This window comes from Massilia sp. LXY-6 (genome assembly GCF_051233485.1).
Classification (GTDB): domain Bacteria; phylum Pseudomonadota; class Gammaproteobacteria; order Burkholderiales; family Burkholderiaceae_D; genus Telluria.
Map to the genome: position 1 here is coordinate 85,392 of NZ_JBKFGF010000002.1, position 22,922 is coordinate 108,313.

General features: G+C 66.7%; 26 protein-coding genes. 13 read left to right on the forward strand and 13 right to left on the reverse strand.

Features of this window, described 5'->3' with window-relative positions; genetic code table 11:
• Positions 1 to 6: 6 nt before the first annotated feature.
• Positions 7 to 999: a malate dehydrogenase gene (locus ACI48D_RS01375; protein ID WP_435569414.1), complete on the reverse strand. Its 993-nt coding sequence runs from the start codon at positions 997 to 999 to the stop codon at positions 7 to 9.
• Positions 1,000 to 1,272: 273 nt separating this feature from the next.
• Here ACI48D_RS01375 and ACI48D_RS01380 point away from each other — a divergent pair, with 273 nt between their 5' ends.
• The 8 genes from ACI48D_RS01380 to rnk all read left to right on the forward strand — a co-directional run bounded on the left by ACI48D_RS01380 (position 1,273) and on the right by rnk (position 8,260).
• Complete coding sequence (locus ACI48D_RS01380; protein ID WP_435569415.1) at positions 1,273 to 2,094, forward strand: GntR family transcriptional regulator; 822 nt, start codon at positions 1,273 to 1,275, stop codon at positions 2,092 to 2,094.
• A gap of 186 nt (positions 2,095 to 2,280) precedes the next feature.
• Positions 2,281 to 2,712 (forward strand): succinate dehydrogenase, cytochrome b556 subunit, encoded by a 432-nt coding sequence (gene sdhC / locus ACI48D_RS01385; protein ID WP_435569416.1) that lies wholly within the window; start codon positions 2,281 to 2,283, stop codon positions 2,710 to 2,712.
• 3 nt (positions 2,713 to 2,715) lie between these two features.
• A complete protein-coding gene (gene sdhD / locus ACI48D_RS01390; RefSeq protein ID WP_435569417.1) occupies positions 2,716 to 3,087 on the forward strand; it encodes a succinate dehydrogenase, hydrophobic membrane anchor protein in 372 nt (123 codons plus the stop codon).
• Positions 3,088 to 3,089: 2 nt separating this feature from the next.
• A complete protein-coding gene (sdhA, locus tag ACI48D_RS01395; protein ID WP_435569418.1) occupies positions 3,090 to 4,868 on the forward strand; it encodes a succinate dehydrogenase flavoprotein subunit in 1,779 nt (592 codons plus the stop codon).
• Positions 4,869 to 4,924: 56 nt separating this feature from the next.
• A complete protein-coding gene (locus ACI48D_RS01400; RefSeq protein WP_435569419.1) occupies positions 4,925 to 5,635 on the forward strand; it encodes a succinate dehydrogenase iron-sulfur subunit in 711 nt (236 codons plus the stop codon).
• A gap of 233 nt (positions 5,636 to 5,868) precedes the next feature.
• On the forward strand, positions 5,869 to 6,135 hold the full coding sequence (locus ACI48D_RS01405) for a succinate dehydrogenase assembly factor 2 (RefSeq protein WP_435569420.1): 267 nt from the start codon (positions 5,869 to 5,871) through the stop codon (positions 6,133 to 6,135).
• A gap of 53 nt (positions 6,136 to 6,188) precedes the next feature.
• The gene (gene gltA, locus ACI48D_RS01410; protein ID WP_435569421.1) at positions 6,189 to 7,490 is read left to right on the forward strand and encodes a citrate synthase; all 1,302 of its coding nucleotides are present in this window, start codon (positions 6,189 to 6,191) and stop codon (positions 7,488 to 7,490) included.
• A 362-nt stretch (positions 7,491 to 7,852) separates the two neighbouring features.
• Entirely contained in the window at positions 7,853 to 8,260 is a 408-nt protein-coding gene (gene rnk, locus ACI48D_RS01415; RefSeq protein ID WP_435569422.1) for a nucleoside diphosphate kinase regulator, read from the forward strand.
• Between the two features lie 70 nt (positions 8,261 to 8,330).
• Here rnk and ACI48D_RS01420 read toward each other — a convergent pair whose 3' ends face one another.
• Together ACI48D_RS01420 and ACI48D_RS01425 are read right to left on the reverse strand one after the other, a co-directional pair.
• On the reverse strand, positions 8,331 to 8,582 hold the full coding sequence (locus ACI48D_RS01420; RefSeq protein ID WP_435569423.1) for a DUF3297 family protein: 252 nt from the start codon (positions 8,580 to 8,582) through the stop codon (positions 8,331 to 8,333).
• 31 nt (positions 8,583 to 8,613) lie between these two features.
• On the reverse strand, positions 8,614 to 8,991 hold the full coding sequence (locus tag ACI48D_RS01425) for a hypothetical protein (RefSeq protein ID WP_435569424.1): 378 nt from the start codon (positions 8,989 to 8,991) through the stop codon (positions 8,614 to 8,616).
• Between the two features lie 87 nt (positions 8,992 to 9,078).
• On the opposite strand from ACI48D_RS01425, the gene ACI48D_RS01430 reads away from it, so the two are divergent.
• The 3 genes from ACI48D_RS01430 (at position 9,079) to ACI48D_RS01440 (ending at position 13,095) form a co-directional block, all read left to right on the forward strand.
• Positions 9,079 to 10,107, forward strand: a complete 1,029-nt coding sequence (locus ACI48D_RS01430; RefSeq protein ID WP_435569425.1) for a proline iminopeptidase-family hydrolase — start codon at positions 9,079 to 9,081, stop codon at positions 10,105 to 10,107.
• An 11-nt stretch (positions 10,108 to 10,118) separates the two neighbouring features.
• Positions 10,119 to 10,613, forward strand: coding sequence for a nuclear transport factor 2 family protein (locus tag ACI48D_RS01435; RefSeq protein WP_435569426.1), 495 nt, complete (start codon positions 10,119 to 10,121; stop codon positions 10,611 to 10,613).
• A 154-nt stretch (positions 10,614 to 10,767) separates the two neighbouring features.
• The gene (locus ACI48D_RS01440) at positions 10,768 to 13,095 is read left to right on the forward strand and encodes a putative bifunctional diguanylate cyclase/phosphodiesterase (RefSeq protein WP_435569427.1); all 2,328 of its coding nucleotides are present in this window, start codon (positions 10,768 to 10,770) and stop codon (positions 13,093 to 13,095) included.
• Here the strand turns inward: ACI48D_RS01440 and ACI48D_RS01445 are convergent, their stop codons facing one another.
• The 3 genes from ACI48D_RS01445 to pyp are packed head-to-tail and all read right to left on the reverse strand — an operon-like array spanning position 13,096 to position 15,672.
• Positions 13,096 to 14,004, reverse strand: coding sequence for a MerR family transcriptional regulator (locus ACI48D_RS01445; RefSeq protein ID WP_435569428.1), 909 nt, complete (start codon positions 14,002 to 14,004; stop codon positions 13,096 to 13,098). It abuts the gene before it with no gap.
• A 39-nt stretch (positions 14,005 to 14,043) separates the two neighbouring features.
• Complete coding sequence (locus tag ACI48D_RS01450; protein ID WP_435569429.1) at positions 14,044 to 15,279, reverse strand: AMP-binding enzyme; 1,236 nt, start codon at positions 15,277 to 15,279, stop codon at positions 14,044 to 14,046.
• Between the two features lie 3 nt (positions 15,280 to 15,282).
• Entirely contained in the window at positions 15,283 to 15,672 is a 390-nt protein-coding gene (gene pyp / locus ACI48D_RS01455; RefSeq protein ID WP_435569430.1) for a photoactive yellow protein, read from the reverse strand.
• Positions 15,673 to 15,872: 200 nt separating this feature from the next.
• Here pyp and gluQRS point away from each other — a divergent pair, with 200 nt between their 5' ends.
• Positions 15,873 to 16,811 (forward strand): tRNA glutamyl-Q(34) synthetase GluQRS, encoded by a 939-nt coding sequence (gene gluQRS, locus ACI48D_RS01460; RefSeq protein ID WP_435569431.1) that lies wholly within the window; start codon positions 15,873 to 15,875, stop codon positions 16,809 to 16,811.
• On the opposite strand, the gene ACI48D_RS01465 is transcribed toward gluQRS, so the two are convergent.
• A complete protein-coding gene (locus tag ACI48D_RS01465) occupies positions 16,812 to 17,402 on the reverse strand; it encodes a CHRD domain-containing protein (RefSeq protein WP_435569432.1) in 591 nt (196 codons plus the stop codon).
• A gap of 172 nt (positions 17,403 to 17,574) precedes the next feature.
• Between ACI48D_RS01465 and ACI48D_RS01470 the strand changes: the two genes are divergently transcribed.
• On the forward strand, positions 17,575 to 18,537 hold the full coding sequence (locus tag ACI48D_RS01470) for a hypothetical protein (RefSeq protein ID WP_435569433.1): 963 nt from the start codon (positions 17,575 to 17,577) through the stop codon (positions 18,535 to 18,537).
• 22 nt (positions 18,538 to 18,559) lie between these two features.
• On the opposite strand, the gene ACI48D_RS01475 is transcribed toward ACI48D_RS01470, so the two are convergent.
• The 6 genes from ACI48D_RS01475 to ACI48D_RS01500 form a co-directional block, all read right to left on the reverse strand.
• Complete coding sequence (locus ACI48D_RS01475; RefSeq protein ID WP_435569434.1) at positions 18,560 to 19,267, reverse strand: GNAT family N-acetyltransferase; 708 nt, start codon at positions 19,265 to 19,267, stop codon at positions 18,560 to 18,562.
• A 4-nt stretch (positions 19,268 to 19,271) separates the two neighbouring features.
• Positions 19,272 to 19,457, reverse strand: a complete 186-nt coding sequence (locus ACI48D_RS01480; RefSeq protein WP_435569435.1) for an oxidoreductase-like domain-containing protein — start codon at positions 19,455 to 19,457, stop codon at positions 19,272 to 19,274.
• Positions 19,454 to 19,876 carry a BlaI/MecI/CopY family transcriptional regulator gene (locus ACI48D_RS01485; protein ID WP_435569436.1) on the reverse strand — a complete coding sequence of 141 codons (423 nt, stop codon included), beginning with the start codon at positions 19,874 to 19,876 and terminating at the stop codon, positions 19,454 to 19,456. Before ACI48D_RS01485 ends, ACI48D_RS01480 begins: the two co-directional genes overlap by 4 nt.
• 44 nt (positions 19,877 to 19,920) lie before the next feature.
• On the reverse strand, positions 19,921 to 20,409 hold the full coding sequence (locus ACI48D_RS01490) for a hypothetical protein (protein ID WP_435569437.1): 489 nt from the start codon (positions 20,407 to 20,409) through the stop codon (positions 19,921 to 19,923).
• Between the two features lie 75 nt (positions 20,410 to 20,484).
• Positions 20,485 to 21,165: a response regulator gene (locus tag ACI48D_RS01495; protein ID WP_435569438.1), complete on the reverse strand. Its 681-nt coding sequence runs from the start codon at positions 21,163 to 21,165 to the stop codon at positions 20,485 to 20,487.
• A complete protein-coding gene (locus tag ACI48D_RS01500) occupies positions 21,162 to 22,760 on the reverse strand; it encodes an ATP-binding protein (protein WP_435569439.1) in 1,599 nt (532 codons plus the stop codon). The genes ACI48D_RS01495 and ACI48D_RS01500 overlap by 4 nt, the downstream gene beginning before the upstream one ends.
• Positions 22,761 to 22,922: the final 162 nt, after the last annotated feature.

The window sequence follows — 22,922 nt, forward strand, 5'->3', positions numbered from 1 at the left end:
AAATGATTACTGGCCCAGCAGGTGAGCGACGCCGGCGCGCTCTTCGTTCAGTTCGTTCAGCGTGTGGTTGATGCGCTCTTGCGAGAACTGGTCGATCGGCAGGCCCTGCACGATGGTGTACTCGCCGTTCTCGGTGGTCACCGGGAAGCCGAACACGGTGCCTTCCGGGATGCCGTACGAACCGTCCGACGGGATGCCCATGGTGGTCCACTTGCCGTTGGTGCCCAGGACCCAGTCACGCACGTGGTCGATCGCTGCGTTGGCGGCCGAGGCTGCCGACGAGGCGCCGCGCGCGTCGATGATGGCGGCGCCGCGCTTGCCGACGGTCGGCAGGAAGGTGTCGCGGTTCCAGACGTCGTCGTTGATCAGGTCCTTGACCGACTGGCCGTCGGCGGTGGCGAAGCGGTAGTCGGCGTACATGGTCGGCGAGTGGTTGCCCCACACGACCATCTTTTCGATCGAGCCGACCGGCTTGCCGGTCTTGGCGGCGACCTGCGACAGGGCGCGGTTGTGGTCCAGGCGCAGCATGGCGGTGAAGTTCTTGGCCGGCAGGTTCGGGGCCGACTTCATGGCGATGTAGGCGTTGGTGTTGGCCGGGTTGCCCACCACCAGCACTTTCACGTTGCGCGAAGCGACGGCGTCCAGCGCCTTGCCCTGCACGGTGAAGATCTGGGCGTTGGCTTCCAGCAGGTCCTTGCGCTCCATGCCCGGGCCGCGCGGACGGGCGCCGACCAGCAGGGCCACGTCGGCATCCTTGAATGCGGTCATCGGGTCGCTGTGGGCGGTCATGCCGGCCAGCAGCGGGAATGCGCAGTCGTCGATTTCCATCATGACGCCTTTGAGCGCCTTCTGCGCCTTCTCGTTGTCGATTTCGAGCAGTTGCAGGATGACCGGCTGGTCTTTGCCCAGCATGTCGCCGTTGGCGATGCGGAACAGCAGGGAATAGCCGATCTGGCCGGCCGCGCCGGTGACGGCGACGCGCATTGGGGTTTTAGCCATGATTATCTCCAAAGTTGGGAAACGGGTTACAGCGGGTAAGCGAGGCGACGCCGAGGATACGCCAGTTCGGGAAAACTGCAATCATACCAAAAGCGCATCTCCGATTTGGACATGCGGCGTGTAACCGGTCAGGGCACACCCACGTCCAATCGACCGCGAGTGTAGTCCTCCGATATTCCATCTGTCAATTCATATCATATGTCTTATATAAGACAGCTAATCTTTCACATTCCCACTGGACGCAGAGTGGGATTTGTGGAAAAATCGCAGTCTATGAATCAGGTTCCGTCCAATCCGAACAGCAATGGCACCGCCGGCAATAACACTGCGGGCAGTGCTGGAGGCAGCTCCGGAGCAGGCACGTCCCACGTGGGCATGTCTCCTACCTTTTCCCCGCTGTACCAGCAGATCAAGGCCCTGATCACCCAGAGCCTGCAGTCCGGCGAGTGGAAGCCGGGCGAGCTCATCCCCAGTGAAGTCGAGCTGGCCGGCCGCTACAAGGTCAGCCAGGGAACGGTGCGCAAGGCGATCGACGAGCTCGCGGCCGAGCACCTGGTGGTGCGGCGCCAGGGCAAGGGCACCTTCGTGGCCAGCCACAACGAGGCACGCGCCCACTTCCGCTTCCTGAAGCTGATGCCCGACGAGGGCGTTCCCCACCATCCGGATCACCAGTACCTCGAGGTCAAGCGCATCCGTGCGCCGGCCGAGGTGGCGCGCCTGCTCGACCTGAAGCCGGGCGATGCGGTCGTCTATATCAAGCGCACCATGTCTTTCGATGGCGCGCCGACGATCCTGGAAGAGATGTGGCTGCCGGGCCAGTTGTTCAAAGGGCTGACGGCGGAGCGCCTGGCGGAGTACAAGGGGGCGATGTACGGCCTGTTCGAATCGGAGTTCGGCACCCGCATGATCCGCGCGACGGAAAAGATCCGCGCGGTGGCGGCCGATGCCGGGGCGGCCGAGTGTCTGAAGGTGCCGGAAGGCACGCCGCTGCTGTGCGCAGACCGGATCTCGTTCACTTATGGCGACAAGGCGGTGGAATTGCGCCGCGGTCTGTACCTGACCGCCTCGCATCATTACCAGAACGAATTGTCCTGAATAGTTTTTGTACACGCTCTATGCTGGTGCAGGATTCGCGATGAGCGAGTAAAATGAGTTGGTTTTGGGAAAGCGAAGACAAGGCCCGGTCGACGTTCCCCCGGTGTCCAGAAACGGACCTGGAGCAGGTCACAAAATCGATGAATCTGGGTTCGATAATTAATGAGTTTTAAGGGAGGTGTTGCAATGTCCGAAGCCGTGAGAGAGGCTCAAAAGAAGGGCCGACCGGTAATCCGTAACGTCGATTTCGGCGATATCACATACCGCGGGTACTACAAACAGCCGCCGTCGGCGATCGTGTCGATCTTGCATCGCGTCAGCGGTCTCGGCCTGTTCCTTTTCCTGCCGTTCCTGCTCTGGCTGTTCCAGGAAAGCCTGCGCTCGGAAATCTCGTACGCGCACTTCGCGGGCGTCGTCAGCCACCCGTTCTCCAAGATTATCATCCTCGGCCTGTCCTGGGCCTACCTGCACCACTTCACCGCCGGCATCCGCCACCTGTTCATGGACAACCACATGGCCCTGGACAAGGACGCATCGCAGAAGACCGCGCGCTGGGTGCTGGTCATCAGCCTGGCGCTGACCGTGCTGGTCGCCCTCAAACTGTTCGGAGTGTTTTAAACCATGCAAGCCACTAAAAAGAATATCGGACAACGGCGCCTCGTCGTCGGCGCCCACTACGGCATGCGCGATTGGCTGGCCCAGCGCGTGACCGCCATCGTCATGGCGATCTTCACCATCGTCCTGCTGGTCTCCTTCCTGGGCGGCCAGAACTTCTCCTACGAAGGCTGGGCCGGGCTGTTCACCCGCCAGTGGTTCAAGCTCTTCGCCATGGTCACCTTCTTCGGCCTGTTCTACCACGCCTGGGTCGGCGTGCGTGACATCTGGATGGACTACGTCAAACCGGTCGGCATCCGCCTGACCCTGCAGATCGCCACGGTGCTCTGGCTGCTTGCCTGCGCCGCCTGGACTGTGCAAATTCTCTGGAGCGTTTAATCGTGGCAGCATTTAATTCCGCAATCCCTACCCGCCACTTCGACGTGGTGATCGTCGGCGCCGGCGGTTCCGGCCTGCGCGCCGCACTGCAACTGTCCGAAGCCGGCTTGAACGTCGCCGTGCTGTCGAAGGTCTTCCCGACCCGTTCGCACACCGTGGCTGCCCAGGGCGGCATCGGTGCCTCGCTCGGCAACATGAGCGAGGACGACTGGTACTGGCACATGTTCGACACCGTCAAGGGCGGCGACTACCTGGGCGACCAGGACGCGATCGAATTCATGTGCCGCGAAGCCCCGAAGGTCGTGTACGAGCTGGAACACTTCGGCATGCCCTTCGACCGCAACCCGGACGGCACCATCTACCAGCGTCCGTTCGGCGGCCACACCGCCAACTTCGGCGAGAAGCCGGTGCAGCGCGCCTGCGCGGCCGCCGACCGTACCGGCCACGCGCTGCTGCACACCCTGTACCAGCGTAACGTCCGTTCGCGCACCCACTTCTTCGTCGAGTGGCAGGCACTGGACCTGGTGCGCAACGCCGACGGCGACGTACTGGGCGTGGTGGCGCTGGAAATGGAAACCGGCGACGTCATGATGCTGCAGGCGAAGACCACCGTGTTCGCGACCGGCGGCGCGGGCCGCATCTTCGCGGCCTCGACCAACGCCTTCATCAACACCGGCGACGGCATGGGCATGGCGGCACGCGCCGGCCTGCCGCTGCAGGACATGGAGTTCTGGCAGTTCCACCCGACCGGCGTGGCCGGCGCGGGTGTCCTGATCACCGAGGGCGTGCGCGGCGAGGGCGGCATCCTGATCAACTCGAACGGCGAACGCTTCATGGAGCGCTACGCGCCGACCCTGAAGGACCTGGCGCCGCGCGACTTCGTCTCGCGCTCGATGGATCAGGAGATCAAGGAAGGCCGCGGCGTCGGCCCGAACAAGGACCACGTGCTGCTGGACCTGCGCCACATCGGCGCGGACACCATCCGCAAGCGCCTGCCGTCGATCCTGGAAATCGGCCACAAGTTCGCGAACGTCGATGCGACCAAGGAACCGATCCCGGTCGTCCCGACCATCCACTACCAGATGGGCGGCATCCCGACCAACATCCACGGCCAGGTCGTCGCTCCGGACGGTACCGGCAGCCAGAAGATCGTCAACGGCCTGTACGCGATCGGCGAATGCGCCTGCGTCTCGGTGCACGGCGCGAACCGCCTGGGCACCAACTCGCTGCTCGACCTGGTGGTGTTCGGCCGCGCGGCCGGCAACCACATCGTCGGCCAGAACCTGAAGGCGCAGGGCAACCGCGCGCTGCCGAAGGATGCCGCCGACTACGCGCTGGACCGCCTGAACCGCCTCGAGAACTCGACCGGCGGCGAGAAGGTGCAGCACGTCGCCAACGACATCCGCGCCACCATGCAGAAGTTCTGCGGCGTGTTCCGCACCCAGGCCTTGATGGACGAGGGCGTGAAGGAAATCATGAAGCTGGACGAGCGCCGCAAGCATGTCTCGTTCAAGGACAAGTCGAAGGTGTTCAATACCGCCCGCATCGAAGCGATCGAACTGGACAACCTGATCGAAGTGGCCAAGGCGACCATCGTCTCGGCCGCGGCGCGCAAGGAATCGCGCGGCGCCCACGCCCACAGCGACTACGAGCACCGCGACGACGAGAACTGGATGAAGCACACCCTGTTCTTCACGAACGGCAACCGCCTCGAGTACAAGCCGGTGGTCCAGAAGCCGCTGACGGTCGACACCTTCAAACCGAAACCACGTACTTTCTAATAGCAAGAATCTTTGCGGACGGGGCATCGGTCCCGTCCTTACCCGATAGGTAAAACATGGCACGCACAGTCCAACTGAAGATCTACCGCTACGATCCGGACAAGGATTCGAAGCCCTATATGCAAGACATCACCGTCGAGCTGAAAGACACCGACAAGATGCTGCTCGACGCACTGCAGCGCATCAAGGCCGACGTCGACGACTCGCTGGCCCTGCGCCGTTCCTGCCGCGAAGGCGTGTGCGGTTCGGACGCGATGAACATCAACGGCAAGAACGGCCTGGCCTGCACCACCAACCTGAACGAGCTGACCCAGCCGATCGTGCTGCGTCCGCTGCCGGGCCTGCCGGTGGTGCGCGACCTGATCGTCGACATGACCAACTTCTTCAAGCAGTACCACTCGATCAAGCCGTTCCTGATCAACGACTCGATCCCGCCGGAGAAGGAACGCCTGCAGTCGCCGGAAGAGCGCGAAGAGCTGGACGGCGTGTACGAGTGCATCCTGTGCGCCTGCTGCTCGACCTCCTGCCCGTCGTTCTGGTGGAACCCGGACAAGTTCGTCGGCCCGGCCGGCCTGCTGCAGGCCTACCGCTTCATCGCCGACTCGCGCGACGAAGCGACCACCGAGCGCCTGGACAACCTGGAAGACCCGTACCGCCTGTTCCGCTGCCACTCGATCATGAACTGCACGGACGTCTGCCCGAAGGGCTTGAATCCGAACAAGGCGATCGGCAAGATCAAGGAATTGCTGGTCCGCCGCGCGATTTAATCGTAGGGTGGGCACCATGTGGCCACGCGTGACGATTGCACCATGCCGGCGTTACGCGTGGGCACGGTGTGCCTACGCCGGCCGCGCCCACCCTACAATGCGGCGCAAACACCGCTGACACGGTATATTTCGCGGTAATTGCGCCTAATTTGTTTCCATAAATACAGTAAAACTACCGTACTGCCTGCAACCGGCAGCCGGAGTATAGTGTTGACCGAACAACGGACTCTAGTGTGAAAACGCATCAATCCGACCCCACCAACCGTGCCCGCCTGCGCTGGCGCGCACGTCGGGGCCTGCTCGAAAACGACCTGATCCTCACGCGCTTCCTGGATGCGCACGAAGAGGAATTGACGGACGAGGAAGTCGATGCGCTGACCCGTTTGCTCGACCTGGCGGATAACCCGCTGATGGACCTGCTGCTGGGACGCGCCGAGCCCGAGGGCGAGGTCGACCTGCCGCATGTACGCGCCCTGCTGGTGCGCCTGCGGCAAGCGTAACGAAATCTTGGTTTCGTTTTTTTGTACACCCACCTCCCAAAGAAGGAAGTGCCATGAATACCTCTGATACCAAAGCCACCCTGTCGTTCTCCGACGGCAGCCCGTCGGTAGACATGCCGATCTACAAAGGCACCATCGGCCCGGACGTCATCGACATCCGCAAGCTGTACGGCCAGACCGGCATGTTCACCTACGACCCCGGCTTCATGTCGACCGCTGCCTGCCAGTCGGCCATCACCTACATCGATGGCGACAAGGGCGAGCTGCTGTACCGCGGCTACCCGATCGAGCAACTGGCGGTTAACTGCGACTTCCTGGAATCCTGCTACCTGCTGCTGAACGGCGAACTGCCGAACGCCGCGCAAAAGGCCGAGTTCGAGAACACCGTGACCCGTCACACGATGATTCACGAGCAGATGAACTTCTTCTTCCGTGGCTTCCGTCGCGACGCGCACCCGATGTCGGTGCTGGTGGGTACCGTCGGCGCGCTGGCGTCCTTCTACCACGATTCGCTGGACATCAACGATCCGAAGCAGCGCGAGATCTCGGCGATCCGCCTGATCGCCAAGCTGCCGACCCTGGTTGCCATGGCGTACAAGTACTCGATCGGCCAGCCGTTCATGTACCCGCGCAACGACCTGTCGTACAGCGCGAACTTCATGCACATGATGTTCGGCAACCCGTGCGAAGAGTACAAGGTCAACGACGTGCTGGTGCGTGCCCTGGACCGCATCCTGATCCTGCACGCCGACCACGAGCAGAACGCATCGACCTCGACCGTTCGCCTGGCCGGTTCGTCGGGCGCCAACCCGTTCGCCTGTATCGCCGCCGGCATCGCCTGCCTGTGGGGCCCGGCACACGGCGGCGCCAACGAAGCCGCACTGAACATGCTGAAGGAAATCGGCAGCGTCGAGAACATCCCGGCCTTCATCGAGAAGGTCAAGGACAAGAACTCGGGCGTCAAGCTGATGGGCTTCGGTCACCGCGTGTACAAGAACTTCGACCCGCGCGCCAAGCTGATGCGCGAAACCTGCCACGAAGTGCTGGACGAGCTGGGCCTGCAGGACGACCCGCTGTTCAAGCTGGCCATGGAACTGGAAAAGATCGCCCTGAACGACGAGTACTTCGTGTCGCGCAAGCTGTACCCGAACGTCGACTTCTACTCGGGTATCGTGCAGTCGGCCCTGGGCATCCCGGTCTCGCTGTTCACCGGTATCTTCGCGATGGCCCGTACCGTGGGCTGGATCGCCCAGTGGAACGAGATGATCGCCGACCCGGAACAGAAGATCGGCCGTCCGCGCCAGCTGTTCGTCGGTTCGCCGCGCCGCGACGTCCCGGCCATCGACAAGCGTTAATTCAGCTTCGTCGCCTCGAAAAAGCGAGCTTCGGCTCGCTTTTTTACTTTGTGCCCGGCCACGTGCGAGTTGACGAAATGCCCAGCACGGCTATACTGGACCTTGTCTCCACCCCCCAGTAACCGTCCCATGCGCAACGCCGCCGCCCACCGCGATCGCGAACCTGCGCCCCTGCAAGAGGGGGTACGGCTGCTGCACGCGCGGTTCTTTCCGCGACATCCCGCCCGGCTCTCCTGGGCTCGGTGAGGACCAGGCCGCGCAAGGCGGCGCCAACCTCCCGGGCCTATTCCACGACACACCCGGCTGCCGCAACAGGCGGCGGCCTTGCCGTCTTGCTGGTCTATTTTTTACAGGAGCTGAACATGAGACCCAATATCACCGTATCAAGCCTCGACATGGCGCGCCTCGAAGCGCTGTTCGACGAATCGCCGATCGCCCACGGCCACCTCGATTTCCACCTGATGGACGAACTGGGCCGGGCCGACATCGTCGATCCGGAAGAGGTGCCGCCGAACGTGGTGACGATGAACTCGACGGTGCGCTTCGCGGTCGACCATCCGCCGCGCGAGTTCTGCATGACCCTGGCCTATCCGAAGGACGTGGCCTTCGGCAGCGACCGCCTGTCGGTGCTGTCGCCGATCGGCAGCGCCCTGCTCGGGCTGGCCGTGGGCGACACCATCGAATGGGCGCGTCCCGGCGGCGAACTGTTCAAGCTCACCGTGCTGGAACTGCTGTACCAGCCGGAGCGGGCAGGGGAGCTGCACCGCTAGCTCGCTGCGCCGCAAAGAAAAACGGCTGCCGGAACCTTCGGCAGCCGTCATGATGCGTTTATGTAAAAAGTTAGTCGGCGTAATACGGCTCGACCGTGCCCTTCAGCTTGATCAGCATCGGACGGCCCTTGCGGTCCACGACCTTGCCGGCGGCGACCTTGATCCAGCCTTCGCTGATGCAGTATTCCTCGACGTCGGTGCGGTCCTTGCCGTTGAAACGGATGCCGACCGGGTGCTTGAAGACTTCCGCGTCATGGTGCGGGCTCTTCGGGTCGATGGACAGGCGGTCGGGCAGGGGAGGGAGTTGGGTAGGTTCGTTCATGGCGACATTATCCACGATTCCCGATCCGGCCTCAATGACACTTGCCGCGCACGATCGCGGCGATCCAGAAGGGAATCGCAAGCTGGCCGCCGACGCCGATGCCGTAGGTCTGGCCGCCGATCTTGAACGCCAGGCTGTGCGGCTGAAATTTCATCGCATCCGGATGCAGGCAGTCCGGCTTTTCGGCCTCGGAAAACGCCCGCTCGAATTTTTGATAAGCGTCGCCGCTGAGCGTCTTTTCCGGACCCAGCCCGCGTCCCTTCGCCTGCTCTGCCAGGGTCTCCTTCACCGCCTTGCCGATCACCTCGTCGGTCAGGCGCAGGCTGAGCCTGGGTGGCGCGGGATGGTGTTGTTCCAGGTCGACGCTTTCATCGCTCGCACACGAAGTTGTACTGAAACCAATGTACACGAGTTATTGAACGCGTGTGGTTTTCTTGTACATTTGGTTACATTTCCAACGTACAATATCTGCACGATTTCAACCGACGAGGTCCCGATGAAACGCATCCTTGCCCTGATGGCGGCCATGCTCCTGATGGCTGCCGGCCCGGCGGCCGCCGCCGCATCTTCGAATTACCACGACAACAGCGGCCGCAGCGACGTGCTGTCCGGCGGCGTGCGCATGATTCCGATCGTCACGCCGAAAGGCAGCTTCAAGGTCTGGACCAAGCGCGTCGGCAACAATCCCACCATCAAGGTCCTGCTGCTGCACGGCGGCCCCGGCGCCACCCACGAATACTTCGAAGCCTTCGACAGCTATTTCCCGGGCGCCGGCATCGAGTACTACTACTACGACCAGCTGGGCTCGGCCTACAGCGACAAGCCGGACGACCCCTCGCTGGTCGACCTGCCGCGCTTCGTCGAAGAGGTCGAACAGGTGCGCAAGGCACTAGGGCTGAACAACAAGAATTTCTACCTGCTGGGCCACTCCTGGGGTGGCATCCTGGCGGCCGAGTACGCGCTCAAGTACGGCCAGAACCTGAAGGGCCTGGTGATCTCGAACATGATGATGAGCATCCCGGCCTACAACAAATACGCCGACACCGTCCTGATGCCGCAGATGGACCAGAAGGCGCTGGCCGAGATCAGGCAGCTCGAGGCCGAGGGGAAGTACGAGGATCCGCGCTACATGGAACTCTTGATCCCGAACCACTACGTGCAGCACATCCTGCGCATGCCGGCCGACCAGTGGCCCGAGCCGGTGCAGCGCTCGTTCGCCCACATCAACCCGAAGATCTACGTGCCGATGCAGGGGCCGAGCGAACTCGGCGCCCACAATGCGCGCCTGGAGCACTGGGACCGTGTCGCCGACCTGCCGAAGATCGCGGTGCCGACCTTGGTCATCGCCGGCCAGCACGACACCATGGACCCGGCGCACATGAAGATGGTCTCGCAGAAAGTGCGGCACGGCCGCCTGCTGGTCTGCCCGAACGGCAGCCACATGTCGATGTACGACGACCAGCAGACCTACTTCACGGGCCTCGTCAAGTTCCTGCGCGACGTCGACGGCGGACGCTTCCAATGAAAGGGACTGCCATGAAATCGCTGCTGCTCGCCTGCTGCCTGTTGTTCGCCGGCCTGGTCCAGGCCGCCGGTGCCGATCCTGCCTTGACCAGGCAGGTCAACGCTTTCGTCGACGCCTGGCACGACGATGCCGCCCATGCGCGCATGGCGTATTTCGACAAGATCGCGCCGGACGGCGTGTATATCGGGACCGACCGCAGCGAGCTGTGGCAGCGCGACGCCTTCAAGGCCTGGGGCCGCAAATATTTCGAAGGCAAGAAATCGGCCTGGTCCTTCCACGCCACCCGGCGCAACATCTACGCTTCCGATGACGGCAAGCTGATCTGGTTCGACGAACTGCTCGACACGCCGAACATGGGCCACTGCATGGCCAGCGGCGTGCTCCGCAAGACCGCCACCGGCTTCGAAATCCTGCACTACCAGCTCTCGATGGCGGTGCCGAACGGAATCGCCAAGCAGGTAACGGAGCTGGTGAAACAAGCCGAGGCAACCGAGGCAAGCAAGTAAGCGGGACGGCGCCCGCCCCGGGCGCTGTTTCGCTTTCTGCAAAATATCGTTTTGTCCCGCGCGCGCAACAGGCGCCTCTTCCTGCCGTGACAGCACCCATGAGCTCGCCTAGAATGTTGCTCTGCATCAATTCTGACGCCGCACGGGCCGCTCTATGGGAACCTACTACGACATTGCACACTGGCGCTCGAGGGTCTTCGCTTCCCTGCTGTCGTACGTGGTCGGGCTCGGCACCCTCGTGGCCGTGCCCAGCATCGGCCTGTCCATCCAGGAGGGCATCTGGCCGGTCGCCCTGCTGGACGGCGCCGCGCTGGGCTGGGTGATCGCGCTGTGGCGCCTGCCGCGCCTGCCGTACACCTTCCGGGTCCTCAACTTCCTGGCGATCCTGTACCTGGTCGGCATCGGCCTGATGCTCACGATCGGCCCGGTCAGCCAGATCTTCTTGATGGCGCTGCCCGTGCTGGGCGTGGTCCTGCTGGGGATGCGGCCGGCGCTCGTCGCGCTGCTCTTCAGCGGCGCCTCGATCTTCGCCCTCGGCCTGGCCGGCTATGCGAAGCTTTACGTGGCGAACCTGGACGAGCACGCCTTCCTGCCATGCCTGATCGTCACCCTGAACTACCTGTTCGTCGGCGCGCTGATCACCCTGACCTGCGGCGGCCTGCTGCAGCGCCTGAACAATTCGATGCAACAGTTGGGCAAGACCGCCGACTCGCTCGAAGCGGGCCACGCCCGGCTGCATGAGCTCAATGCCGAGCTGCGCCTGACCTCGGCCGCGGTGGCGCGCCTCAACGACATGGTCCTGATCGCAAGGGTGGTCGATGCCGAGGGCGCCGAACAGCCGATCATCTTCGCCAACGACGCCTTCGTGCGCCGCACCGGCTACGCGCGCGAGGAGATCGTCGGGCGCAGCATGCGCGTGCTGCACGGCCCCGACACCGACCCGGCCGAGCTAGCGCGCATCCTCGACGCCATGCGGCGCGGCCACGCCGTGACGGCCGAGCTGCTGAACTATACCAAGCACGGCGAAAAATACTGGGTCGAGATGGAGCTGGTGCCGTTCGCCGGCGAAGGCGGGCGCAACACGCACTGGGTGGTGGTCGGACGCGACATCACCGAGCGCAGGAACGCGGCCCAGGCGATCCACCGCCTCGCTTTCTACGACGTCCTGACCGGGCTGCCGAACCGGCGCCTGCTGATCGAGCGCCTCGACGCGATGGTCGCGCGCGCGCATGCGGGCGGCGGGCTGGGGGCGGTGCTGTTCATCGACCTCGATAACTTCAAAACCATCAACGACGCGCGCGGCCATGCGATCGGCGACCTCATGCTCAAGCACGCGGCCGCGCGGGTGGCGGGCGTGCTGCGCCAGGGCGATACCGTGGCGCGCCTCGGCGGCGACGAGTTCGTGGTGCTGCTCGAAAGCCTGGGCCGGGATGCCGAGCGCGCCGTCGGGGCGGCCCGGCTGGTGGCCGAAAAGATCCGCGCCGCGCTGGCCGAAGACGTCGAGATCGGCGGCCAGTCCTACCACGCCTCGGCCAGCATCGGCATCGCGCTGCCGCTGCGCGGCGGGCAGGCCGGGCACGACCTGCTGCGCGAAGCCGATACCGCGATGTACCACGCCAAGGTCGGCGGGCGCAACGGGGTGACCTTGTTCGAAACCGCCATGCTGGCCGAGGCCGAGCGCAAGCTGACGCTGGAGAGGGACCTGGCGCAGGCGATGGAAAACGGCGAACTGTCGATGCACCTGCAGCTGCAGATCGATCACCGGCACGTGCCGGTGGGCGCCGAGCTCCTGATGCGCTGGCGGCGCGCGGACGGCACGCCCGTTTCGCCGGAACTGTTCATCCCGGCTGCCGAATCGAGCGGCCTGATCGTCCCGCTCGGCCACTGGGTGCTGCGCCAGGCCTGCGCCTACTGGCTGCGGCTGGAACAGGCCGGCCATCCGCTGCCGCTGTCGGTGAACGTCAGCCCGCTGCAGTTCCGCCAGCCCGACTTCGTCGACCAGGTGCGCGCGATCCTGCACGAGACCGGCGCGCCTGCCGGCCAGCTGATCTTCGAGGTCACGGAAGGACTGCTGGTCAACGACCTGAACGACACCATCGCGCGCATGCACGAACTGGCGCAGATGGGCATCCGCTTCTCGATCGACGATTTCGGCACCGGCTACTCGAACCTGGCCTACCTGAAGAAGATGCCGCTGTACGAACTGAAGATCGACAAGAGCTTCATCCGCGATACCCCGGGCGACCCGAACGGGACCGCCATCGTGCAGTCGATCCTGGCGATGGCCGACCACCTGGGCCTGCGCGTGGTGGCGGAAGGCGTCGAGACCGCGCAGCAGGCCGACTTCCTGGCGGCCAACCGCAAGCCGGCGATGCAGGGCTTCCTGTTCTCGCGTCCGGCGCCGCTGGACGACTTCATCGCGCAGATACGGGGCTGGCAGGCGCAGGCCGAGCCGGAAACCCGGACCCTGGCCGCGGCCTGATCACACCCTGAGACCAAGGCCGGCCAGGGCTTGCCGGCCGCTGTCCAGCGTCGGCAGCAGCCGCACGCCGGCAGGCGCATCGAGCTTCGCCACGCCGGCGCCGCCGGCCCACAGTTCGGCCTCGGCGGGCAGGGCCTGGCGCAGCTGGGCCAGCACCGGCGCCAGCTGGCGGCGCGGATAGGCCGCCGAGAACGACAGGGCGATCACCCCGGCGCGGTAGGCGGAGCAGGCGCGCGCGATGTCGAGCAGCGGCGTCTCGGTGCCCAGCGAGATACAGCTTGCGCCGTCCAGCGCGAACAGGGCTTCCGCCATCAGCAGGCCGAGGCCGTGCCCCTCGCCGGGGACGGTGGTCAGGAGGATGCGCGGCTCCTGGCGGGCGCCGGGCAGGTCGGCGATCGCCTGGCGCAGCAGCTGCTGCGCCGACTCGGTATAGAAATGTTCGTCGAAGACGTCGAAGCTGCCGTCTTCCCAGCAGCCGCCGACGGCCGCCGTGAGCGGCGCGATGGTCTGTTCGATGAAGCGCTCCAGGCCCTGGCGCGCCAGCGCTTGCCGCAGTGCATGCCGGACCGCGGCCGGGTCGCGCGCGCGGATCAGCTCCAGCAGCTGGGCGACGGCGCCGGCCTGCGCATCGGGCGCCGGCGCGCGCCGTTCCGGCGCGGCCAGCGCGGCCAGGTCGTCGGGCGCGAGCGCGGCCAGCGCGCCGGGACGGTGGCCCTGGTCCATCAGGCGCTTCATCAGGCGCAGGCGCTCGACCTGGTCGGCCGGGTAGCAGCGCTCGCCGTGCGCGTCGCGCACCGGCTGCGGAAAGCCGTAGCGCCGTTCCCAGACCCGCAGCACGTCCTTGGACAGCCGGGTCTCGCGCTCGACGGCGGCGATGCTGAGGGTGGTCGTTGTGGTCATGGTCGTCATGGAAGGGCTTATTCTAGCCGCTTGCCGCCGCATCCGCTTTCATGAGCATGTGTCGATGCGCCAGTCGGCCGGCTTGCCCAGCGCGCCGCGCGGCAGGCGCTCCCCCAGCGTGATCGCCTTCGGTCGCTCCAGCGGCGTCAGCCTGGCGTCGAGCCATGCGCGCAGCTCCTGGGCGAAGGCGGCGCCGGCGCCGGGACGCGGCACCACGAAGGCCTTCAGGCGCTGGCCCTCGTCAGGCCGCATCAGGCGCACGGCCGCGTCTTCCACCAGCGGGTGCGCCAGCAACGCCTCGCGCGCCCGTTCCGGGAACACGTTGATGCCGCCCACCTGGACCGCGGCATCGCGGCGCAGGCCCACCGTAAAACGCTCGGCGCCGCACCAGGCCAGGCCGTCTTGCGGGCGCAGTATGCGCGTCTCGCCGCCGGGACCGCGGCGCCTCAGCTCGTCGTCGGCACCGGGCACGCGTTCGAGATAGGGCAGCAGGCGGTAGGCGTCGCGGTGCGAGGTCCGCCATCCGAGGCCGCCGGTCTCGGAGGCGCCATACACCTGGACCAGCGATGCCAGCCCGGCCGCCTCGGCCTGCTCCGCGACCGCGTCGGGGCAGGGCGCGGTCGAGCTGGCACCGGTCACGTCGTCCGCGAAGCGCGCCTCGCTGCCTGTCGCCGCCTGCCAGAACTGCGGATGGCCGACCACCAGGTCGCCGGGCAGCGTATGGCGGGCGACCCGGGACGGCAGGCGCGCGCGCACGCAGACCACCTGTTCCGGGGCGAGGCCGAGGTGGCGCGGCAGCAGCACGCCGAACAGGAAACCGTAGATGTGATGGCTGGGCACGGCCAGGAGCAGGCGCCGGCGCCGCGGGAACAGCGCGGCCAGGCTGGCCGCTTCCTGCTCCAGCGCGGCAAGGGCATGGGTGCAGCGTTTCGGCGTGCCGGTGCTGCCCGAGGTGCGGAAAGTCAACTCGCCATCCCATTGCTGGAGGGCGGCGGTGGCGAGGTCGAGCCAGCCGCCAAGGGTGCGGCGCGCCAGCAGGTAGTCCTCGATCCCGCTGCGCTGCATCTGCAGGGTGTCGGCCAGGCTGCCCGCCAGCTGCAGCAGCTCCAGGGAATCGGCCCCGAGGTCGTGCTGCAGCGACAGCGAGGCGCTCCAGCCGGTGGGCAGCAACAGCGGTTCGTGGCGCAGTGCCGCCAGTTCGGCCGCGACCAGGTCGGCGACGAAGCGCAGCAGCGCGCTGCGCTCGGCCCACCACGGGGCCAGGGAGATGCCGGATGCGCGCATGGCTTACAGGCGCTTGACGAAGATCCAGTAGGTGCCGTCGCTGATCGCCTTCTTCATGTGGATCTTCACCTTGGTCGGGGTCATCTTGTAGTCGAACACGTACTCGAACATCGTGTTCAGGTTGTTGGAGCGCACGCCGGCATCGAACACACCCTTGAAGCGGGCCGTGTTGGTGCAGGGCGCGACGTCGCGGAAGAAATTGGTGCCGATCACCGCGCTGGCAAGGCGGCCGGTGATCTGCGCTTCGGCTTGGTTGTAGCGCAGGACCTTGCCCTGGGCATCGAGCTGGATCGCGCCGAAGGCCAGTTCATCGATCTGCTTGCCGGACAGGCGCGACAGGCTGTTGTCGATGTCGTCCTTGCCGAAGGCGATCACGTTCAGGGTTGACTGCATGGAGTTCCTTGATGGGTTGGCGTTGGTTGAGCTTAATTTGTCCAGGACAAAATAAATTGTATATTGCTTTTATGGAATAAGATAGAGACTTATTGATGAGTTGTCGTGGACAGAGTGAGCGACCAGGGGGCAGGGCGGACGCCGCCCGCCCGCCTGTGCTAAGGTGGCGTTTTTCCTCATCCCGGAATGCCAGGCAAGCAGTGAGCACGACCCCCACCAGTTCCTACATCGGCCGTTTCGCCCCGTCCCCCACCGGCCCGCTGCACGCCGGTTCGCTGGTGGCGGCGCTGGCCAGCTACCTGGATGCGCGCGCCAACGGCGGGCGCTGGCTGATCCGCATCGAAGACATCGACGAAGGCCGCGCCGTACCCAGGGCCGCCGAGACCATCCTCGAGCAGCTGGACTGGCTGGGCATGCATTCGGACGGCGAGATCGTCTGGCAGAGCCGGCGCAAGGCGCTCTACCAGGCTGCGCGCGAGCGTCTTGCCGATGCCGTGTACGGCTGCGGCTGCAACCGGCGGGAGATCGCCGATTCGCGGCTGGGCGTCGGGCCGGACGGCGCGGCAATCTATCCCGGCACCTGCCGCCATGGCCTGGCGCCGGGCCGCGCAGCGCGGAGCCTGCGCCTGCGGGTGCCGGAGCCGGGTGCGGACCTCATCGGCTTCACCGACCGCTTTGCCGGGCGGCAGGAGCAGCGGCTGGCGCTGGAGTCGGGGGATTTCGTGCTCAAGCGCGCCGACGGCTACTGGGCCTACCAGCTGGCGGTGGTGGTGGACGATGCGGAGCAGGGCGTGACCGACGTCGTGCGCGGCGCCGATCTGCTCGACTCGACCCCGCGCCAGATCTACCTGCAGCGCCTGCTCGGCGTACCGACCCCGCGCTACCTGCACGTGCCGGTGCTGCGCAACGCCAAGGGCGAAAAGCTGTCGAAGCAGACCGGCGCGCTGGCGGTCCTGCCCGCCGATCATGCACATTCGGAGGAGGCCGCCGTCGCCGCCCTGCGCCAAGCCGCCGGCTTCCTCGGCCTGCGCCTGGCCGCCCCGGCCGGATCGATCTCGTCCCTGGCCGCGTTCTGGCAGGAGGCGGTCCCGGCCTGGGCCGGCCTGCTTGCCGAACGCGGCGCCATGCTTACCTCCTGACTATTTCTGCCAGATCGACTCCGGACGCCGGCGGCGGCCGGCCCACAGCAGGCTGGCCAGTCCGCCCGCCAGCATCGCCCACTCGCCGGGTTCCGGCACCGGCGCCGCCACCAGGAAGCCGCGTATCTCGCCGTTCGGATAGGCGCTGGTGTGGATGTTGATGTAGGCTTCGTTGGCGTTGATGGCATTCACCAGCGCCGACGCCGCCCCCGACGCCGTGCCGCCATGCGCCGCCAGGAAGGCCGGGGTGTAGGAGGTTTCCTCGTACAGCGGGATGGCCCGCGTGTAATCGCCGGCATGCACCCCGGTCGGGAAACCGTCGAACGGCATCGCTATCGGCGCCGTGCCGGTGAAGGCAGTGCTGGTGCAGCAGTGGATGTGGGCGGCGGACGAGGTGCCGACCAGGTCGTGGAACGGCATGTCGACCATCACCTTGCTGGTGTTGAGGTCGATCGTCACCAGGCTGTCGCCGGGTGAGCCGTTGGGCGGACTCTCGGCCGGGCCGCTGGCCACGGCCCGGTAGGTCTGGGCGAAGGCCGGGGGAGCCAGGCCCGCCGCCGCCAGCGCTAGAACGGACAGAACATGTTTCATGGAATGCCTCCTTTGAACAGAGTCTCTGCAGCGTATCCCGTCCTGGGATACGATCAAAAACTTAGCACCGGAGGCTGGGGCGGACTCGCACCGTACGGCTGAGATAGTGCCTATAGGCGACTTAGGCTTGGAAAGCTTGGCATAATCAACAATGACCAAGGATTCGATCATCATGCGATACACTTTCCTGGTGCCCACTCTGTTTTTTGTATCATTTCTGGCCCATGCCCAGGATGCGTCCCTGCTGGCGGGCGGCATGCGGGTCGACCAGAACGCAGACGACAGCTCGTTCGCCGTCGCCCTCGGCTACAACCACCACCTCAACAAGTACCTGTCGGTGAGCGCCGATTACCTGAACGAGGGCCACCCGAAGCTGCACCACCGCGACGGCCTCGGCGCGCAACTGTGGCTGCACACGCCCGTGCCCACGCGCGGCTGGTCGTTCGCGGCCGGCTTCGGCCCCTACTACTACTTCGACACCACCACCGGCAACGGCTCCCTGGCCGACTACCGCAACGAACACGGCTGGGGCCAGCTGATGAGCCTGAGCGCGAGGTACCACCTGGCCTCGAACGCCTACCTGGAAACACGCTTGTCGCACACGCACGGGATCACCTCGCACGACACCACCATGCTGCTGTTCGGCGCCGGCTACGAACTGCGCAATCTGCCGCGCGAGATCCGCCTGCAGAACGCGGAGCAGGGCGACAACGTGCTGATGCTGCTGGCCGGCCGCGCGATCGTGAACAGTTTCAAGTCCGAGACCTCGACCTCGTCCGGCCTGGAATACCGCCGCACGCTGAATCCGAACGTCGAGTGGAGCGTGATCCTGATGAACGAAGGGAAGGTCGATGCGGCCGAGCGCAAGGGCGTGTCAGGCCAGGTCTGGCTGCTGCGCCCCTTCACCGAGCGCACCGTGCTGGAGATGGGCTTCGGCGCCTACGCGATGCGCGACCAGCTCGACCGCACCGACTCCCACGCCGAGCGCGACAAGCACATGGTGCCGATCGCCTCGATCGGCATGCGCTACCGGATCAACGACAGCCTGCGCGCCCAGCTCACCTGGAGCCGCGTGATCACCAGCTACGAGCGCGATTCCGACGTGTTCCTGGTGGGGGCCGGGGTGGCGTTCTAGCCGCGCGGGCTCCGATCGTTCGCTAGGGAACGTAAGGCGCATCCGGCGTGACCACCCGTACCGTCGTCTCGCGATAATCGCGGAAACCCATGCGCAGGTACAAGCGGTGCGCGGCCTCGTTGGCGCGCATCACGTGCAGGAAGGGCATCTCGCCGCGCAGCAGTTGGCGCCGGATCAGCTTGAGCATCAGCCGGCGCGCGTAGCCGCGGCCCTGGTAGCCGGGGCGGGTGCAGACGCCGCTGATTTCGCGCAGTCCGGGTGCGGCCATGCGCTCGCCGGCCATGGCGATCAGGCGCCGGCTGCCCGCATGCCCTTCGTCGAAGTAGCCGAAGTACTCGCCCAGCTCGATGGTGCGCGGGCCGAAGGGGCCGGGGCGGGTCAGCATCGCCAGATCCAGCGCGCGCGCCGCGTCGTCGGTTCCCAGAGGGATGGCATCGGGCGCCTCGTCCTCTTCCGGCATGGTGCCGTCCCACACCATCCGGAGCATGGTCGACTCGGCTTCGATGCGCCAGCCGTCCGGCGCTGGGCCGGACCATGCGTCGCAGTAGAAACGCTCGCCGGGTTCGCAGAAGGGCGCCAGCGCTGCAAAGTCCGGCTGCCGCGGGTCGGGAAAGCCGACGATCGGCGAGAAGCCCTGCGCATAGCGCCTGGCGCATTCGGTGCCGCTCGACAGGTGGAGATGTCGGCCGCTCAGGGTATTCCAGAAGATGTTGTCTAGCAGATGGTCCATGGATTTAGTTTGCGTTGTCCGGATGGCGCGAGAGCCACGCCGTCAGCGCCCGCTCGTAGTTCTCGAGCGCGATCTGGTACATGTCGAACACGCAGTTGACGCACCCTGTGCCGCAGCAATCCTCGAGCTCGGGTTCCTTTGGCGGCAGCGGGCGCGGGTCGGGGTCGGGTGGAAAAGACAGCTCGCTCACGATGCCTTTCCGCCGCCGCTTTTGGCGCCGCTCTCGCCACTGAGGATCGCCTGGATTTCCTCGCGTTCCTTCTTGCTGACATGGCCACGCAGGGCGGCCAGCACCAGCGCCTTGCCGGAACCGGAAAAGGCTGTCGCGATCAGTTCGCTGACCAGGCTGGTCTGCAGGGTGTCCTGCGGCTGGGCCGGCGCGTAGACGTGGGCGCGCTGGCTTTCGTCGCGCAGCAGCAGGCCCTTGGCGTGCATCAGCTGCAGCAGGCGCAGCACGGTCGCCGCCGTCAGGTCGGGGCGCTCCGCCGCGATCGCTTCGTGCACCTGCCTGGCCGTGGCCGGGCCCAGCTGCCAGAGGATGCGCAGCAGTTCCAGCTCGGACGGAGTCGGTTTCGGTGGGGCGGCAGGATGCGACATGCGGGCCAGCATACCCGCTCCGGCCGCGAAAGTCGAGATGCCCTCCCGGCCGCGCTTCAGTCCCTGCGCTCGTATTCGCGCAGCGAAAACACCATCCGGTTGCCTTGCCTGCGGCAGACGCCGCTCATGGTCTCTCCCGGGCGCAGGGTGAAGCTCAGGCGGGTGCCCGGCTTCTTCGACGCGCAGTCGGCGTGGGCGCTGTCGGGTACCGGCGGCAGCTCCGGCGGCTCCGGCGGAGCGGGAGGCGCGGGAGAAGCGGGAGGAGCCGGCGGGGCAGGCGGGGCAGGCGGGGCGGGCATGGCCAGGTCGGCGGGCGCGGCGGCCATCGCGGCGTCGGGTGCGGGCGGTGCGGGCGGTATGGGCGGTATGGGCGGTGCGGGCGGCACCAGCGGAGCGGGTGGGCGCGGCGGCCGCGGCGGCTTCGGCGGCGGCGGGCACCTGGCGTCGGTGGCCTTGCAGTCGACGTAGACGTGGACCTCGGCCAGGCCGGCGCCGGCGGCGCCCGACAGCAGGGCAAAGCTCAGGAAGGCGGCAGTGGTTTTCATTGTGTTCTCCTCGGGTCAAGAGCTTGCATGGTGCGGCCCGAATGTGGAGAAAAAATGAAGATTCGTGCGTGGGCGTCACACATCGAAGCGGTATCCGAGCCCGTAGATCGAATGGATCGCCTCCACGCCCGGCAGCGCGGCATCCAGCTTGCGCCGCAGGTTCTTGACGTGGCTGTCGATGGCGCGGTCGGCCACGTCCAGGTTGGCGTTGCCCTCGCGCGCGGCGTCGAGCAGCTGGGCGCGCGAGAACACCTGGCCGGGCCGGCGCGCGAGCGCGGCCAGGATGCCGTATTCGGTCGGCGTCAGCGCCAGCGGCCGGCCGTGGATGCGGATGCGGCGCGCGCCGTCGTCGACATCCACGATGGGCGCCGCCGCAGCAGCCGGCGCGGCGGCGGCAGCGCGGCGCAGGATCGCCTTGATGCGGGCCATCAGCTCGCGCGGGCTGAAGGGTTTGCACAGGTAGTCGTCGGCCCCAAGCTCCAGGCCGAGCAGGCGGTCGATCTCCTCGACGCGCGCGGTCACCATCACCACCGGCACCGCGGAAAAGCGGCGCACTTCGCGGCACACCGACAGGCCGTCCAGGCCGGGCAGCATCAGGTCGAGCACCACCAGGGCCGGCGGCCGGCGCCGGATCGCCTCCAGGGCCAGGGCGCCGTCGCCGAACACGCTGGCCCGGTAGCCGGCCGCCTTCGCATAGTCGGCCACCAGCGCGGCCAGTTCGGGTTCGTCCTCGACGATGAAAAGTTCGTGGTTCATGGCGAGTCGATGAGGGGCATCGTGATCGTGGCGCGCAGTCCGCCCAGCGGCGAATGCGCGAACCTCAGCTGCGCGCCCTGCGCTTCGAGCAGGCGGCGGCACAGGGCCAGGCCCAGGCCGGCGCCGCCGTGTGCGCGGCTGCGCGAGGCGTCGACGCGGTAGAAGCGCTGCGCCAGGCGTCCCAGGGCCTCGTCGGGCACGCCGGGCGTGCTGTCGTCCAGGTGCAGGTGCAGCAGCGTGCCAAGGGTTTCGGCGCGCAGGGCCACGCGGCCGCCGGCCGCGGTGTAGCGCAGGCTGTTCTCCAGCAGGTTGCCGATCACCTGGCGCATGCGGTCGGGATCGGCCGACACCAGCGACCGCGCCGGCGCCGGGCCGAGGTCGAGCGCCAGGCCGCTTGCCTGCAGGCGCGCTTCGAAGCCGCGCGCCTGCCTGGCCGCCAGCTGCCACAGGTCGAGGCGTTCGGGCTTGATGTCGAGGGCGTCGATGTCGGCGCGCGCCAGCGCGTACAGCTCGTCGATCAGCTTGTTCAGGGCCAGCACCTGGCGCAGCATGGCGTCGATCGTGTCGGAGCCGCTGCTGCGCACGCCGTCCTGGATCGCTTCGAGCTGGGCGCGCAGCACGGCGAGCGGGGTGCGCAGCTCGTGCGAAGTGTCGGCCACCCACCGGCGGCGCGCGCTCTCGGCGCTTTCCAGCTGCTGCGCCAGGGTGTTGAAGTGGCGCGCCAGCTCACCCAGTTCGTCACTGCGGCCGGCGGGAAGGCGGACCTCGAAGCGGCCCTCGGCCAGCATGCCGGCACCGTCCGCCAGCGCGTGGATCGGCCGGCGGAAGTGGCGCGCCAGCAGGGTCGCCGCCAGCGCCGAGAAGGCCACCGCAAAGGCGAGGATCCACCACAGGCTCGCGCGCAGCTGTTCCAGGAAAGCGAGCGCCATGGCGTCGCTCGGGCGCTGGCCGTGCGCCACGCCGAGGTAGCCGACGGTGCGGCCGTTCACCTCGATCGGACGGCGCGCCAGCGGGATCGCGCCGGGCGCGCGCCCGGCCAGGTAGCGGCCGTCGAGGCCGAGCAGGGTGATGCGCTGGGCCAGGGGCGCGTCCAGCTCCGGCGCCTGTGCGATCGCTGGCGCGATGCGTGGCGCCGGCAGCGGCGGCAGCGGCGGCGCGGGTGGTGCGGGTGGGGCCGGCGGCGCGGGCGGGGAAAGGGGTGCTGCCGGGGCGGCGACGGGCCGGGCCGATGGCGCCGGCGGCGCCGATGCAGCCGATGGCGCCGGCGGCGTAGGCGGAGCGGCCGCTGCCGCCAGGACGGGCACTTCACGTTCGCGCTGCAGCCGTTCCAGCTCGTGCGCGATCCAGCGCCGGCGCTCGTCGCCCGCGGGCAGGAAGGCCCAGCCGCCATGGTCGCGGTACTGGCGCGCCAGCGCACCGGACAGCTCTTCCAGGCGATCCAGCTCGATCCGCACGGCGTAGTCGCCGAAGCCCGCCAGCACGTTCTGCCGCAGCAGGTACACGGCCCCCGCCGCCACCGCGAGGATCGCAAGCAGGACGGAGGCGAACAGGCGATGGCCGATCGAGATCTTCAAGGTCGGATAATAAGTTGGCAACGAGCCATTCTAGGGCAAGTTTCGATTCCCGTCGTCCCCCGCGAAGGCGGAGAAGACGATGCTCGGATTTCGATTGACGAGTTGTCACCTCATCATTAGCATCGCCGGATCCAGCCATCGGAAACCAAGCCATGCTCCACGCCTCGCCAAACGCCATCCTCA

Bases quoted from the DNA above. Each gene is read 5' to 3' on its own strand.
- ACI48D_RS01375 (WP_435569414.1), bottom strand. From the start codon at position 999: ATGGCTAAAACCCCAATGCGCGTCGCCGTCACCGGCGCGGCCGGCCAG.
- ACI48D_RS01380 (WP_435569415.1), top strand. From the start codon at position 1,273: ATGAATCAGGTTCCGTCCAATCCGAACAGCAATGGCACCGCCGGCAAT.
- sdhC (WP_435569416.1), top strand. From the start codon at position 2,281: ATGTCCGAAGCCGTGAGAGAGGCTCAAAAGAAGGGCCGACCGGTAATC.
- sdhD (WP_435569417.1), top strand. From the start codon at position 2,716: ATGCAAGCCACTAAAAAGAATATCGGACAACGGCGCCTCGTCGTCGGC.
- ACI48D_RS01400 (WP_435569419.1), top strand. From the start codon at position 4,925: ATGGCACGCACAGTCCAACTGAAGATCTACCGCTACGATCCGGACAAG.
- gltA (WP_435569421.1), top strand. From the start codon at position 6,189: ATGAATACCTCTGATACCAAAGCCACCCTGTCGTTCTCCGACGGCAGC.
- rnk (WP_435569422.1), top strand. From the start codon at position 7,853: ATGAGACCCAATATCACCGTATCAAGCCTCGACATGGCGCGCCTCGAA.
- ACI48D_RS01420 (WP_435569423.1), bottom strand. From the start codon at position 8,582: ATGAACGAACCTACCCAACTCCCTCCCCTGCCCGACCGCCTGTCCATC.
- ACI48D_RS01430 (WP_435569425.1), top strand. From the start codon at position 9,079: ATGAAACGCATCCTTGCCCTGATGGCGGCCATGCTCCTGATGGCTGCC.
- ACI48D_RS01435 (WP_435569426.1), top strand. From the start codon at position 10,119: ATGAAATCGCTGCTGCTCGCCTGCTGCCTGTTGTTCGCCGGCCTGGTC.
- ACI48D_RS01440 (WP_435569427.1), top strand. From the start codon at position 10,768: ATGGGAACCTACTACGACATTGCACACTGGCGCTCGAGGGTCTTCGCT.
- ACI48D_RS01445 (WP_435569428.1), bottom strand. From the start codon at position 14,004: ATGACGACCATGACCACAACGACCACCCTCAGCATCGCCGCCGTCGAG.
- ACI48D_RS01450 (WP_435569429.1), bottom strand. From the start codon at position 15,279: ATGCGCGCATCCGGCATCTCCCTGGCCCCGTGGTGGGCCGAGCGCAGC.
- pyp (WP_435569430.1), bottom strand. From the start codon at position 15,672: ATGCAGTCAACCCTGAACGTGATCGCCTTCGGCAAGGACGACATCGAC.
- ACI48D_RS01465 (WP_435569432.1), bottom strand. From the start codon at position 17,402: ATGAAACATGTTCTGTCCGTTCTAGCGCTGGCGGCGGCGGGCCTGGCT.
- ACI48D_RS01470 (WP_435569433.1), top strand. From the start codon at position 17,575: ATGCGATACACTTTCCTGGTGCCCACTCTGTTTTTTGTATCATTTCTG.
- ACI48D_RS01475 (WP_435569434.1), bottom strand. From the start codon at position 19,267: ATGGACCATCTGCTAGACAACATCTTCTGGAATACCCTGAGCGGCCGA.
- ACI48D_RS01485 (WP_435569436.1), bottom strand. From the start codon at position 19,876: ATGCTGGCCCGCATGTCGCATCCTGCCGCCCCACCGAAACCGACTCCG.
- ACI48D_RS01490 (WP_435569437.1), bottom strand. From the start codon at position 20,409: ATGAAAACCACTGCCGCCTTCCTGAGCTTTGCCCTGCTGTCGGGCGCC.
- ACI48D_RS01495 (WP_435569438.1), bottom strand. From the start codon at position 21,165: ATGAACCACGAACTTTTCATCGTCGAGGACGAACCCGAACTGGCCGCG.